Here is a 13,486-nt window from a genome sequence, read left to right as displayed (position 1 = left end):
TTGGTAAGTCCAGTGGCAAAGCCCGCCTCCCAGAACGCGCTGTTCGCGGTCGGAAAATACGACGCTCCCGCGAATGATCGCCTGTACCAGCGGCTGGCGCGGCGGTTGTTCAAGGAACTGGTTGCCGGCACCTATGCGATCGGCGATCGGCTGCCCGCCGAACGCGAGCTGGCGATCGATTACGGCGCCAGTCGCCCGGCGGTGCGCGAAGCCCTCATCGCGCTGGAAGTGCAGGGTTTTATCGAAGTCCGTGTCGGCTCCGGGGCGTATGTCTGCCGGCTGCCGGGGCAGGGCGAAGAGCCGGGTTTCGCCATCACCGCGTTCGAACTGACCGAAGCGCGGATCATGTTCGAGGGTGAGGCGGCAGCGCTCGCAGCGGTCCAGATCACCGATGCGGAGATCGACCTGCTCGACGGACTGGTCGAGGCCATGACAACCGAGAATTTGCTGACCGAAGTCACCGAGATCGCCGATCGCGACTTCCACATGGCGATCGCCAAGGCGACGCGGAATTCGGGCGTGGTTCGGACGATCGAGGATTTGTGGCATTTGCGCTCGACGTCGCCCGAATGCGCGCTTCTCCATGCCAAGGCGCGCAACGCCAAGGTGCGGCCGGTCGTCGCCGAACATGCTGCAATCGTTGATGCTTTGCGCGCGCGCGACGCGGCGGCGGCGCGTAGCGCGATGCGCGCACACCTGACGTCGGTGATGGACCACCTCCTGTTCCAGACCGAGGAGATGGCAATGGAACAGGCTCGACTGGCGCTTGCGACGACTCGCCAGCGTTACGGCGGCGTCCCGACCAATTGATCCGTCCGGCGACCAAGCGCTTATAGGTTGTCAGACCAATTCGATCGTTGCTATCGACAGTGTGAGCATGTGGCTGCACCGCCATGGGAAAACGGGGATGAGCGGCCGATGAAGATGACCCAGACCATGCGCTGGTTTGGCCCGAACGACCCGGTGCCGCTAAACGCCATCCGTCAGGCCGGCGCGACCGGGATCGTCACGGCGCTGCACGAGGTCGCCAATGGCGACGTGTGGACCGTCGACGCCATCGCCGCGCGCCGCGTGATGATCGAGGACGCCGGGCTCGACTGGAAAGTGGTCGAGAGCCTGCCGGTCGTCGAGGATCTCAAGCGGCGCTCGGGCGACTGGGATCGGCTGATCGAGGCCTACGTCGCCAGCCTGCGGAATCTGGCGGGGCAGGGCATCGAGGTGGTGACCTATAATTTCATGCCGTTGCTCGACTGGACGCGGACCGACCTGAGCTGGGCGTTGCCGGACGGCGCGCGCGCGCTGCGCTTCGAGCTGCACGCGCTGGCCGCCTACGACATCCACATCCTGCGCCGCCCAGGCGCCAAGCGCGACTACGCACCCGATGTCGTCGCCGTCGCCGCCGAGCGGTTCGCGGCGATGGACGAGGCGGCGCGCACGACGCTGGAGCGGACGATCATCGCCGGGCTGCCGGGGAGCGAGGAGAGCTTCAGTTCGCCGCAGTTGCTCAAGCAGATCGAGACCTATGCCGACATCGACGCAGCGCGCCTGCGTGCGAACCATGTCGCGTTCCTGGAGGCGGTGTGTCCGGTCGCCGAGGCGGAGGGCATCCGGCTGGTGGTGCACCCGGACGATCCACCGTTCCCGATCTTCGGCCTGCCGCGCGTGGTGAGCACCGAGGCGGACGTCAGCGCGCTGTTCGCGGCGGTGCCGTCGGCCGCCAACGGGCTGTGTTTCTGCAGCGGATCGTTCGGCGTGCGTGCGGACAACGACCTGCCGGGGATGGTCCGGCGGCTCGGCGAGCGCATCGGCTTCGTGCATCTGCGATCGGTGCAGCGTGAACCCGGTGGCGCGTTTCACGAGGCGGCGCATCTGGAGGGCGATGCGAACATGCCCGCGATCATGACCGAGCTGGTCGCGTTGCAGGCACGCACCGGGCGGTCGCTGCCGATGCGCCCCGATCACGGGCACCAGATGGTGGACGACCTCAACAAGCGGACCAACCCCGGCTATTCACTGATCGGGCGGTTGCGCGGGCTGGCGGAACTGCGCGGGCTGGAAACGGGTATCGCGCATCGGGGCGCCGCGTAGGAACCAGGCCTACCGCGTCATCGCCAGCTGCGTATCGTCGAGCGCCAGGTCCACCAGCTTGCGCATCGCCGCGTTGGCGGCGGCGGGGTCACTAGCCGCGATCGCCTCGTACACGCGGACGTGATCAGGAATCGGATTGCGCGGAAGCGAACGGGTGCGCTGCTTGAACTGCGTGGTCCAGCTGACTGCCGCGCCGATGCTTGCGCTGAGCACGACGAGCGCGTCGTTGCGGGTAGCCTGCAACACCGCGTGGTGGAACTCGCGGTCCGCGGCGCGGCCGGCTTCGGTGGCCAGCGTATGGCGGCGCATCGCGGCGAGCGACTCCTTCATGACGGCGAGGTCGGCACGATCGCGTCGCTCGGCGGCCAGCGCGGCAGCGGCAGGCTCGACGATTGCGCGCAGCTCGAACAGGCCGCGGACGAAGTCGATGTCGGGTTCGCCGGCAAAGGCCCAGGCGAGCACGTCCGGATCGAGCAGGTTCCAGCGACTGCGCGGCAACACGCGGGTGCCGGTTTTGGGTCGACTTTCGACCAATCCCTTCGCCATCAGCACCTGGACCGCCTCGCGGTAGGCGCTGCGCGACACGTCCAGCGCCTCCGAAAACGCGACTTCGCCCGACAATGTATCGCCCGGGAGATACTCGCCCGACAGGATCGCGGTGCCCAGCTTGTGTGCGATCGCGCCGTGCAGCCGCCGTCCCGTACCGCGTGGCGGGCGTGGCGGCGTAGCGCTTTCCGACGGTATCGCCGCGTCCGACGCGATTGGCGTATCCGACGACGGGCTCGTCTGATCGGGATTGAAGTTCGTCATTGGTAAGCTCCCATCACCGGGGTGATAGCCGCGTGACAATCGCGAGACGATAAGAGATTTTCTGTCCTGGGGCTCGGAACGCCCTGATACAGGCTGCATACGGTACGCGAGTCGGGCGTGCTGCGGTCGTCAGGGCTGCTGGTAGGTCGGCCGGATGCCCCTGCGTTCGATGACGCGCGGCTGGCCAGTCATCGTTTTCGATATAATCGACCGATCGGCTGTTCAGACAGTCGACCTATAATAATTTCCGGAGATTTCGGGATCTTAATTCTGCCGCGCATTTGGCATGCGCAACACAGTTGCGGTCGATCAGCGGACCCGGATCGGTCGGCGAATGATACATCGTGCCGCGCGTGCCGGCAGCCGATGCGCATTTCCGCCCTCTCGGGACATGCCCGATCCCACGCCGGAGCGCAGGATCGGGCGGTCGTCGATCAGAGGACTCGGTTGATGAGGTTCTCGATCCGCTCCTGCTGGCCAGAGACCGGCTTGGGATCAATGCCGCGCTCGATCGCGAGGTCGGCGATACCAGCGAGGTCTAGCCCACCGATCGCGCCACCGAACTCACCGTCCCAGCCGGCATAACGCTTGGTCTTGATCGCATCGATACGACCGTCTTCGATCAGCTTGGCGGCATTGAGCAGGCCCTTCGCGACGACGTCGATCGCGCCGACATGACCGTAGAACAGGTCGGCCGGGTCCATGCTCTGGCGCCGCACCTTGGCGTCGAAGTTGAAGCCGCCGGTGGTGAACCCGCCCGCGCGGATGATCTCGAGATTGGCGAGCGTCAGTTCCTCGACCGAGTTCGGGAATTGATCGGTATCCCAGCCGTTCTGCGGATCGCCGCGATTGGCGTCGATCGAGCCGAAGATGCCGAGCGCCGCGGCGGTCGCGATCTCATGCTCGAACGTGTGGCTGGCGAGGGTTGCGTGGTTCGCCTCGATGTTGACCTTGACCTCGTTCTCCAGGCCATAGCGCTTGAGGAAGCCATACACCGTCGCGGTGTCGAAGTCGTACTGGTGCTTGGTCGGCTCGAACGGCTTGGGCTCGATCAGGATCGTGCCGGTGAAGCCGATCTTGTGCTTGTGCTCGACCACTAGGCTCAGGAAGCGGCCGAAATTGTCCAGCTCGCGCTTCATGTCGGTGTTGAGCAGCGTCTCGTAGCCCTCGCGACCGCCCCACAGCACGTAGTTCTGGCCACCGAGACGGTGCGTCGCCTCGAGCGCATCGCGGACCTGCATCGCACCGAACGCGAACACTTCCGGATCGGGGTTGGTCGCGCCGCCGGCAGCAAAGCGCGGGTGGCTGAACAGGTTCGCGGTGCCCCAGAGCAGCTTGCGGCCCGATGCAGCCTGGAGCTGTTCGAGATGGTCGACCGCTTCGGCGAAGAATTTCCGGTGCTCGGTGATGTTGGCGGCGTCGGCCATCACGTCGACGTCGTGGAAGCAGTAATAGGGCACGTCGAGCGTCTTGAAGAACTCGAACGCGACCTCGCGCTTCATCGCGGCTGCTGCGCTGTCGTTGGCGCCGCGGTGCCACGGGCGATCGAACGTGCCGCCGCCGAACACGTCGGAACCGGGCCAGCAGAAGGTGTGCCAGAAGCACGCGGCGAAGCGGAGGTGATCCTCCATGCGCTTGCCGAGGACCATCTTGTCCTTGTCGTAGAAGCGGTACGCCAGCTCGTTGGTGCTGTCGGGGCCCTCATATTTGATCTGGGGGATATCGGCGAAGAAGTCGGACATCGGGATTCCTACGATTTGGGGGTGATGCGGGAATAGGCTTGGCGGAACGCGGCCTTCTTCTCGGCGAGCGCCGAGACGAGGGCAGGGTCGGGGACGATGGTGTGCGAGACGGGAGGCGCGACGCAGATCTCGGCGGGACCGCCACCGTCGACGCCGATCTGGGCGAGGCGGGCCGCACCGAGCGCGGGGCCGACTTCGCCGCCCTGGAGGTAGACGAGCTCGACCTCCATCGCCGCGGCGATCACCTCGCCCCAATAGCGCGAGCGGGCACCGCCGCCGATCACCGCAAGGCGCTCGACCGTCGTGCCCGCCTCACGCAACACGTCGAGGCCGTCGGCGAGCGCGAACGCCACGCCCTCCAGCACCGCCTGCGACAGGCGGTCGGCGTCGGTGTCGTTGTCGAGGCGCAGGAACGCGCCGCGCACCTCCGGATCGTTATGCGGCGTGCGCTCGCCCGAGAGGTAGGGGAGGAAGATCTCGGGGCCACTGGCCGGGCCAGCGGCCTCGGCGCGCGCGAACAGATCTGCGGCACCGGCGGCACCGGTAATCCGCGCGACCCAGTCGATGCACGACGCCGCCGACAGATGGACCGACATCTGGTGCCACATGCCGGGTAGCGCGTGACAGAAGGCGTGGACCGCACGCGCCGGATTGGGGCGGAAGTCGTTGGTCGCGACGAAGATGACGCCCGACGTGCCGAGCGACAGCAAAGCATCGCCGTCCTTGACGACGCCGACGCCGACCGCGCCCGCTGCATTGTCGCTGCCGCCTGCCGCGACCGGGACCTGCGGCATACCCCAGAGTTCGGCAACTTCTGCGGTGAGCGTGCCGGTTATTTCCGACCCTTCGTACAGCTTCGGCATCTGCGCCTGCGTCAGTCCGCAGGCGGCGAGGATCTCGTCGCTCCAGCAGCGGCCGCCGACGTCGAGCCACAAGGTGCCCGCGCTGTCCGACAGGTCCGACGCCTTGTCGCCGGTCATCAGCAGCCGGACATAGTCCTTGGGCAGCAACACCGTCGCGATCTTCGCGAAAACCTCGGGTTCATGCTCGCGCACCCAGAGCAGCTTTGGTGCGGTGAAGCCGGGCATCGCGATGTTGCCCGATATGGTGCGCAGGTCGGGAACGGCGCGTTCCAGTGCCTCGCATTCGGCGAAGCAACGGCCATCGTTCCACAGGATCGCGGGGCGGAGCGGCTTGTCGTCGGCGTCGAGCAAGGTGGCACCATGCATCTGGCCGGCAAGCCCGACGCCGCGCACCGATCGGCGGACGCTCGGGTCGATCGCCTGCACCGCGGCGATCGTCGCCTTCCACCACGCATCCGGATCCTGTTCGGACCAGAGCGGATGCGGCCGCTGCACGGTCAGCGCGGCGGTACCCTGGCCCACCACGCTGCCATGCTGGTCGAGCACCACGGCCTTGACACCCGAGGTGCCGATATCGATTCCGAGGAACATCAGTTGACGAACGGATCGATGGTCGGGATCGAGCCGTCGGGCGCGAACTTGAGTTCGGTCACCTTGACGTTGCGCAGGTGGTTCTTGTTGCTCATCTGCGTATCCGCATAGAACAGCCACCATTTCTTGTTCCATTCGACGATCGAATGGTGGCTGGTCCAGCCCTGGACCGGCTTCAGGATATGGCCGCGATAGGTGAACGGGCCGTACGGATTGTCGCCGGTCGCGTAGTTCAGGAAGTGCGTGTCGCCGGTCGAGTAGGTGTAGTAATATTTGCCGCCGCGCGTGAAGACCCAGGACGCCTCGAAGAAGCGGCGTTCATGGTCGCCGCCGAGCACGGGCTTGCCGGCCTCGTCGAGGATCTGGACGTCGCGCGGGGTCTCTGCAAAGCTCTTCATGTCAGGGTTGAGCTTTGCGATCTTGCCCGACAGCGCGGGCTGGTCGTCCTTGCCGAGATCGGTGTCCGAACCGTTGGCGTCGAACTTGCCGTCCTTCCAGCGCTGGAGCTGGCCGCCCCAGATGCCGCCAAAATACATGTAGCTCGCGCCGTTCGCGTCGGTGAACACTGCGGGGTCCATCGAGAAGCTGCCGGCGATCGGCTTGGGATCGGCCTTGAACGGACCGACCGGGCTCTTCGAGGTGGCGACGCCGATGCGAAACGTGCCGAGGCCGTTCTTGTCGAGCTGTTTGTCGCGCGCCGGGAAGTACAGGTAATAGGTGCCGTTCTTGTAGGCGGCATCGGGGGCCCACATCTGCTGCGATGCCCAGGGCACGTCCTTCACGTCGAGCGCAACGCCGTTGACCTTCACCGGGCCTCCGATGCGATCCATCGACAGCACGCGGTAGTCGCGCATCGCATATTGATTGCCGAGGTCGTCGTCGGCGATCTTCACGTCGATGTCGTGGCTCGGATAGACGTAGATCTTGTTGTTGAAGACGTGCGCGGAAGGGTCCGCGGTGTAGATGCTGGTGACCAGCGGCTGCGACAGATAGCGCTTGCCGTCGGGGCTGCGCGGCTCCTTGCCGGCGGATGCGGATTTCGCCCCGGGTGTCGAGGGGGCGTTCCCCCCATTGGTCTGGGCGAGGGCGATCGTCCCCGTTGCGGCAAGTGCGGCAATGACGAGCGTAGGCGCGAGGCTGAAACGCATCGGTCCGTGGTCCTTCCTAATGTTCACCATCTGATGTGGTGTCGAGCTTCGATGTGTTTGGGTAGCGCTACCGTACGAAACGTGTCAACTCTTAGCACGCCGGGCGGACGACTGTCGACATGACCTTAGTCGCCTGTGGGCCTACGCGGCTCACTTCCTCCACGCATAGGGACCGACCAGCGTGCCGACGAAGCCGCCTGCGGTCTTGGTGCTGAGAATGCGCGCGTCGACGTCGCGCGCGAGGGTCTTCTTGCCGCCGGCACCGTCATAGTCGAACGCCATCGTGCCGCCGTTCGCGCGGATCGTCAGCGTGACGGGGCCCGTGCCGGTGACGGGTGCGGAGGCGACCAGTTGCTCCTTGCCCTTGTCGGTGGTGTAGAGCGCGACGACGGGCGTACCGGCAATCCGGGTGATGCCAAAGAAAAGGTAGTTCGCGTCGCTCTGCATCGCGACCAAGCCGGCGCGGTCGCCATCGGTGTCGGGGGCGAAGCGGACCGTCGTCGACATCGTCGCGACGTGATGCTGCTGGCGGCGTCCGACGAACGACGGCACGTGGGAGAGGTCGCCGATGCGTCCGCCGCGGTTCAGGATCAGGTCGCCGTGGTCGAGCTGGTAGAAGGGCGTCTTGGGCGTACGTACGCCGACCCATTGCATCGCCAGCTTGCTGCCGTCGAAGCTGTCGACATAGCCAAAGTCGCCGCTGGTCGGGATGCGGCTGGGCGGGCTTGCGGGCAGCCTGGGCTTGGTGCCGACGAACGGGACCGGCTGGCCCTTGGGCAGGATGATCGGCCAGCCGTCCTTCCATGTTACCGGTAACAAGAACGTCTCGCGGCCGATATTGTAATAGTCGCCCTCGTACGGCCGCACGCCGAGGAAGGTCGCGTACCAGTCGCCGTTCTGCGTCTCGACGAGCTTGGCATGGCCGGTCGAGGTGACCGGGTTTGGTCGCGCAGGATCGAGATCGCGCTGCGTCAGGATCGGATTGCCCGCGAACGGGACATAGGGTCCGCGGAGTGACTTGGAGCGCAGCGCGACCTGCGAGTGGTTGACGCTGGTGCCGCCCTCGGCTGCGGTCAGGTAGTAATAGCCGTCCTTGCGGAAGATGTGCGGTCCCTCGATCCACACCGGCTTCTTGGAAATGTCGACGCCGCCGTTGATCAGCTGCGTGCTGTCGCCGACCATTTTCCCCGCGCGCCAGTCATATTCCTGGATCCAGATCGCGCGGTGGCCGTCGTAGCGGGGCGGCTCGGCGGGGGCGCGGTTGTTGACGATATACGCCTTGTCGCCCTCCCAATAGATCGACGGGTCGATACCCTCGAACGGCAGCCATGTCGGGTTCGACCACGGTCCTGCCGGGTCCTTCGCGGTGATGACGAAGTTGCCTTTGCACGCGACGCACGTGTTGACGATGTAGAAGACGCCGTCGTGGTACGAGATGTCGGGCGCGAACACCGCCTGCGACGTGCGCATCCCGGTGAAGTCGAGCTGCTCCGGCCGGTCGATCGCGTTGCCGATCTGCGTCCAGTTCACCAGGTCCTTCGACTTGAAGATGGGCAGGCCGGGGTAATGCGCGAACGAGGATAGGACGAGGTAATAGTCGTCGCCGACGCGCGTTACCGACGGATCGGGATAATAGCCCGACAGGATCGGGTTACGATACTGGCCCGGGCCGACGCTGACCTTCTCCTGCGTGTGGCCGTCATAGCTGAAGCTGCTGAACCGCGGTGCGTCGCTGGCGAACGCGGGCGTTCCGAGCGCGAGACCGGCGAGCAGGGCGAGCGACTGGATTTTCATGGCGGTTCTCACTTGATTGCGCTGGCTGTCTGGGTTGGCTTGGATGCAGTCCCCGCGGCGAGTTCCTGCGCGGCTTGCGCGAGTTCGATCCACATCGCGCCTTCGGGGATGACGTATTCGTTCTCCCCCCAGAAGAACGGCCAGTCCTCATGGTTCTCGGGGAAGTCCGGCTTGATGATCAGCACGCCCGGCACCACGCCGCCGGCGATGAACGAGAAGTCGGCGCGGTTGTTGCCGTAGGCGACCTCCTTCGAGACGGTGCCGACCGCGGAGACGAACGACACGTCCGACGCGGGGTGGTTACCGACCAGGAACTCGAGCCCGCGGAACACGGCGTCGGCAGGCATGATCTCCGGGAACGCCTTGTGCAGCGTGTACGCGTTCATCGCATAGCCGAGCACGGTGCCGCTGCCCGCCCAGCCGCCGGTGGTGATCGGCACGCCGAACGGGTTGGCCTTCGCCGCGGTCTCGGCGGCGGCGGCATAGGCGCGCACCGCCGGGATCATCGCTGCGCGATAGGCTGGCGGCATGAACGGAATCGCCGCCACCGCATCGCGCAGGGTGAAGGCGAACGTCTTTTCCATCGCCGGCCACAGCGACTGGACCGCATCGGCATAGCGAGGATCGCGCGTCGTGCGGAGCAGCTCGACCGCGGCGGAGAAGCGCTCCGCGTCAAGCGGCCCGCCGGTGGTGTTGCCGTGCTGGTACAGATCGGGCGCGTGCGACTGTTCCTCCGCCCAGGTGCGCGTTGCGATCCCGAGCGCCTTCTTCGACAGCGCCGGATCGACCTCGGCGAGCGCGCGCGATGCGGCGGCGAGCCCGGCGATCGAGCCGTAGTTGAGCGCCGAGGCCTTGGTCGTGAACGCCCAGCGATCGTCGGGTGTCCCGCTGCGGCCGTTCTTTTCCTCGCTGAGCTTCAACGTCGGATCGTAGACCAGCCCATCGGTCTTGGTCGAGGCGTCGCCGAGATGCGTGTATTGCGCGACGTCGGGCTCGACGATGCCGTGGATCGCGTGGCCGACCGCATCGAACTGCGCTACGAGTTGCAGCGTGCCGTGGCGGATCTGCTGGACGAGATCGGGCGTACCGTCGGGCACGTGGATCTCGGTCTTGCGCCGCGTCCAGTCGATCGCGGTGGTGTCGCGCATCGGGTGCCAGCGCTCCCAGCTGTCGACCAGCGAGCGGATCACCTGATATTGCGACTGGGTGCGGATGTCATAGTCGCCCGCGTCGAACCATCCGCCGACCGCGAGGCCGGGGATGTGCTCGCCCGACTTGAACTTCGTGTCGGTGGTCGGGCCTTGCGCATAGAGGTCGATATGCTCGTGGTCGGTCGGCGCCTGGCGGGCATCGTCGCGGTGCGCGTCGCCGTGCCAGACGCGGTAGCCCTCGTTGACGAACATATGGTCCATCGCGACCGGGAAATAGACGTCGAGCGTCGGATGCCACGCGCCGGCATAGGCATCGGCGGCGATCCGGAACGGTGCGGTGCGCGTCGTGCCATAGTCGAGCACATAGGTGCCGGGCTGGCGGACTGCGCTGAAATCGAGTTGCAGATAGCTGTAGCGCAGATAGTCGCCCCAGCGCTTGGCGGGCGCGGTCGGCACGGGCGTCATGCTGCCGTCCTCCCCGACGCGCAGCAGGCGCGCGGGCAGTGCACGACGATCGTTGCGGTCGAGCTCGATCGTCGCGACCTTCCGTGCGTCGGGCGTGTAGCCGAGCTGCGAATGCGCGATCACCGGGGGACGGAGCCAGCCCGGTACGCTGTTGGGCTGGATCGTCCATTCGAGCACGGTGCCGGTGCGCCCTGCCGGGAGCAGCGAGCGGAGCACGAACCAGCCATTCTGCGCCTGGTTGCGGCCATCGAACAATTGCACCTCGGCGGTCGATCGGATCGTCACGCGGCGTGCCGGGTCCTCGGGTGCGAGCACGAAGCGGCTGCCCTTGGCGATCGCGGTCGGTTCGGCGCCGGGACCTTCTGCGCGACCGCTTGCCGCGTTGCGCTGCGGCGTCTGGATCATCGCGTCGGCCGGATAGACCGGGAACGCACCGCTGACGCCGTCCGCCATGTAGCTGTGGTGGAAATAGGCGGCGGGGAGGAATTCGAGGTTGAACCCGGCCTTCCCCGCGAGCGCGGCTGGCACGGGCTGGTCGAGGATAACCGACACGGCGACCGCGCCGCCGCGTTTTTCCGAGCGCACGCGGTAGCGCCAATTATAGTCGGGATATTCGAGCGTAACGGTAATCGCGCCGGTCGCGGCGTCGATCTTGCGGTCGACGAGGCGCCCGATCGCATCCCATTGGCCGGGTGTGGAGGACAGGCGGACGTCGCCGTTGGTGGCGATCCGTTCGCCCTGCTGGATGATCTCGACGCCGCTGATCTTCGAATCGGCGAACAGGCCGTCATACCAGTTGGAGAAGACGAGCACGTTGGCGGCCGGCGCCTCGTAATAGCCGGTGGCGTTGAGCGTCAGGTCGGTCGACGCGGCGCGAGGGCTTGTCTGAGCGATTGCGGGCGCGGCGCTCGCGAGCAGAGTCGCGATCAGGCAGAATGCGGATTTGGCCGCCATGGTTTTTCCTCTCCGGTATCGTCGTGCGGCGTTGGATTCGCCTGCTATTCCCGCGACTATAGCGCTAACAAACGCATACGCCACCCGCTGTCGCTGTTCCCGTATGGACAGGATAGCGGTATCACCCTAATACTCATACAAGGTTGCAAAGGGCACGCGACGGTTCCGGTTTCGGGACGTCGGAGAACAGCCTGCACGCAATCGATAGGGAGAAGAGGATGACCGGGCCAACCGTCGATCGTCGTCGCGCGATGCTTGCATCGATCGCCACAGGGGCGGGGCTGATGCTGCCCGCAATCGGTCGCGCGCGTGCTGCGCCTGGACCCTCCGCATCGCGCACCGGCACCTGCTCGACGCCGCAATCGGCGATTGCGCGGACGCAATACGGTCCGGTCCGCGGCTATGTCTCGGACGGCGTCTATACCTTCAAGGGCGTGCCTTATGGCGCGGATACCGGCGGCGAGAACCGCTGGCTGCCCGCCAAGCCGCCGCAGCGCTGGACCGAAACGCGCGACACGATGTCCTACAGCGCGAACTGCCCGCAGACGCTGCATGATTTCAGCGCGGTCGAGCACACGTTCCTCCAGCAGTGGACCGATGGGTTCGTCGGCGAGGACATGCTGAAGCTGAACGTCTGGACGCCGTCGCTGTCGGGCAGGCGGCCGGTGATGGTGTATTTCCACGGCGGCGGGTTCGCGTTCGGATCGTCGTACGAACTCGCCTCGCACGACGGCGCGCAGATGGCGCGGCATCACGACGTGGTGCAGGTGTCGATCAACCACCGGCTGAACGTGCTCGGGTTCCTTGACCTGACCGACGTCGGCGGCGCCGCATACGACACGTCGGTCAACGTCAGCATGACCGATTGCGTCGCGGCGCTGCGCTGGGTGCAGGAGAATATCGCGCGGTTCGGCGGCGATCCCGACACGGTGATGATCTACGGCCAGTCGGGCGGCGGATCGAAGGTGACGACGTTGCTCGGCATGGCGGCCGGCAAGGGCCTGATCCACCGTGCGGCGGTGCAGTCGGGTGGCGGCGGGTCGCTGCCGACCGCGGAACAGTCGCGCGATTTCTCGCGGCGCGTGCTGCGCGAACTGAACATCGGGCCGAAGGATCTGGGCGCACTCCAGCGGATCGCGTGGAAGCCGCTGTTCGAGGCTGGCAACAAGGTCGCGACCGAGATCAATGGTCCGCGTGGGCCGATGGGGCCGTCGCTGACACCGCGCGTAGGCTGGAACCCGACGCTCGACGGCAAGGTGATCGACGTCCGCTCATACTCTGACACCGCGCCGGAGGTGTCGCGCGACGTGCCGGTGATGATCGGCAACGTCAGCGAGGAGGGGATGCGCTGGGGCTACAACCCGACCGAGGCGCAGTGGCGGACCGATCTCACCGCGCAGATGGGTGGCGACAAGGCGGGTCGGCTGATCGCGGCGATGAAGCAGGCGCACCCGGAAAAGGTGGTGCGGACGCTGGCGTACGGCGTGCAAGGCCTGCAGAACCGCAACCGCGTGCAGGACATGGTGCGGCTGAAGCATGCGCAGCGCGGCGCGCCGGTGTACCAATATCTGTTCCAGTGGCAGTCGCCGCAGCTCGGTGGCGTCGCGGGTGCATGGCACACCGCCGACCTCGCCTTCTGCTTCGACAACACCGCACTCTGCGACCAGGGCACCGGCAATACGCCCGAAGCACAAAGCGTCGCGCGGACCATGTCGACGGCGTGGGCGAACTTCGCGCGCACCGGCAATCCGAGCCAGCCGGGCCTGGCCTGGACGCCGACCGATCCAAAGCGCTGCCAGACGATGGTGTTCGATACGACGAGCCGCATGGTCGACGATCCCGAGGGTGCGGCTCGGCGAATCCTGCTGTCGTGAGCGTGG

9 protein-coding genes are annotated in these 13,486 nt (G+C 66.3%); 3 read left to right on the top strand and 6 right to left on the bottom strand.

Going from position 1 to position 13,486, the window contains the following annotated elements; translation table 11 throughout:
* Window positions 1–12 precede the first annotated feature (12 nt).
* Together ASE82_RS07395 and uxuA are read left to right on the top strand one after the other, a co-directional pair.
* Complete coding sequence (locus ASE82_RS07395; protein ID WP_082441363.1) at window positions 13–810, top strand: FadR/GntR family transcriptional regulator; 798 nt, start codon at window positions 13–15, stop codon at window positions 808–810.
* Between the two features lie 108 nt (window positions 811–918).
* Complete coding sequence (uxuA, locus tag ASE82_RS07390) at window positions 919–2,088, top strand: mannonate dehydratase (RefSeq protein WP_056060905.1); 1,170 nt, start codon at window positions 919–921, stop codon at window positions 2,086–2,088.
* A gap of 9 nt (window positions 2,089–2,097) precedes the next feature.
* Here the strand turns inward: uxuA and ASE82_RS07385 are convergent, their stop codons facing one another.
* From ASE82_RS07385 to ASE82_RS07360, 6 genes are all read right to left on the bottom strand, one after another.
* Complete coding sequence (locus ASE82_RS07385) at window positions 2,098–2,898, bottom strand: FadR/GntR family transcriptional regulator (protein WP_082441362.1); 801 nt, start codon at window positions 2,896–2,898, stop codon at window positions 2,098–2,100.
* Window positions 2,899–3,332: 434 nt separating this feature from the next.
* Window positions 3,333–4,640, bottom strand: coding sequence for a xylose isomerase (gene xylA / locus ASE82_RS07380; protein WP_056060903.1), 1,308 nt, complete (start codon window positions 4,638–4,640; stop codon window positions 3,333–3,335).
* 8 nt (window positions 4,641–4,648) lie between these two features.
* Entirely contained in the window at window positions 4,649–6,094 is a 1,446-nt protein-coding gene (xylB, locus tag ASE82_RS07375) for a xylulokinase (protein WP_056060899.1), read from the bottom strand.
* On the bottom strand, window positions 6,094–7,242 hold the full coding sequence (locus ASE82_RS07370; protein WP_056060895.1) for a glycoside hydrolase family 43 protein: 1,149 nt from the start codon (window positions 7,240–7,242) through the stop codon (window positions 6,094–6,096). The genes xylB and ASE82_RS07370 overlap by 1 nt, the downstream gene beginning before the upstream one ends.
* Before the next feature lie 150 nt (window positions 7,243–7,392).
* Window positions 7,393–9,036, bottom strand: coding sequence for a glycoside hydrolase family 43 protein (locus ASE82_RS07365; RefSeq protein ID WP_056060892.1), 1,644 nt, complete (start codon window positions 9,034–9,036; stop codon window positions 7,393–7,395).
* Window positions 9,037–9,044: 8 nt separating this feature from the next.
* Entirely contained in the window at window positions 9,045–11,606 is a 2,562-nt protein-coding gene (locus ASE82_RS07360; RefSeq protein ID WP_056060889.1) for a glycoside hydrolase family 9 protein, read from the bottom strand.
* A gap of 218 nt (window positions 11,607–11,824) precedes the next feature.
* On the opposite strand from ASE82_RS07360, the gene ASE82_RS07355 reads away from it, so the two are divergent.
* On the top strand, window positions 11,825–13,480 hold the full coding sequence (locus ASE82_RS07355) for a carboxylesterase/lipase family protein (protein ID WP_056060886.1): 1,656 nt from the start codon (window positions 11,825–11,827) through the stop codon (window positions 13,478–13,480).
* The last annotated feature ends 6 nt before the right edge of the window (window positions 13,481–13,486 follow it).

The sequence above is a fragment of the Sphingomonas sp. Leaf230 genome, from assembly GCF_001421745.1.
Lineage (GTDB): Bacteria > Pseudomonadota > Alphaproteobacteria > Sphingomonadales > Sphingomonadaceae > Sphingomonas.
Note: the sequence above shows the minus strand (reverse complement) of the source record. Positions and strands in the feature narration are given on the sequence as shown.

Excerpts from the sequence above, each read along its gene's own strand:
- xylA (WP_056060903.1), bottom strand. The coding sequence starts at position 4,640 with ATGTCCGACTTCTTCGCCGATATCCCCCAGATCAAATATGAGGGCCCC.
- uxuA (WP_056060905.1), top strand. The coding sequence starts at position 919 with ATGAAGATGACCCAGACCATGCGCTGGTTTGGCCCGAACGACCCGGTG.
- ASE82_RS07355 (WP_056060886.1), top strand. The coding sequence starts at position 11,825 with ATGACCGGGCCAACCGTCGATCGTCGTCGCGCGATGCTTGCATCGATC.
- xylB (WP_056060899.1), bottom strand. The coding sequence starts at position 6,094 with ATGTTCCTCGGAATCGATATCGGCACCTCGGGTGTCAAGGCCGTGGTG.
- ASE82_RS07370 (WP_056060895.1), bottom strand. The coding sequence starts at position 7,242 with ATGCGTTTCAGCCTCGCGCCTACGCTCGTCATTGCCGCACTTGCCGCA.
- ASE82_RS07360 (WP_056060889.1), bottom strand. The coding sequence starts at position 11,606 with ATGGCGGCCAAATCCGCATTCTGCCTGATCGCGACTCTGCTCGCGAGC.
- ASE82_RS07365 (WP_056060892.1), bottom strand. The coding sequence starts at position 9,036 with ATGAAAATCCAGTCGCTCGCCCTGCTCGCCGGTCTCGCGCTCGGAACG.
- ASE82_RS07385 (WP_082441362.1), bottom strand. The coding sequence starts at position 2,898 with ATGACGAACTTCAATCCCGATCAGACGAGCCCGTCGTCGGATACGCCA.